Here is a 254-nt window from a genome sequence, read left to right on the forward strand (position 1 = left end):
TTTCAAAGGCTGAGTCAGCGGAGTGAGAATCTTCTCCAGGGCCTTTTCGATGGTGTTGATAGCTCGTGAGACTGTCGATTGAGAGACAGTAAAAAGTTCTGCGAGGAGTTCTTCGGTGAGGTTGTGGTGATATGTACTGGCTTTAGTTCCGACAATTATAAGACCACTAAAGCACCATCAACCACCTCCTGCGGAGTCCGATAACCAAGACTCTGATGCAACCGACCAGCATTCCACCAAGCAACCCAAGACGC

At 48.8% G+C, this 254-nt stretch carries 1 protein-coding gene; it reads right to left on the minus strand.

Features of this window, described 5'->3' with window-relative positions:
- Positions 1-159, minus strand: a 159-nt coding sequence (locus L6762_RS12110; protein ID WP_423817127.1) for a helix-turn-helix domain-containing protein, incomplete at its 3' end; no start/stop codon positions are given.
- Positions 160-254: the final 95 nt, after the last annotated feature.

This window comes from Rothia nasimurium (assembly GCF_928381705.1).
Classification (GTDB): domain Bacteria; phylum Actinomycetota; class Actinomycetes; order Actinomycetales; family Micrococcaceae; genus Rothia; species Rothia nasimurium_G.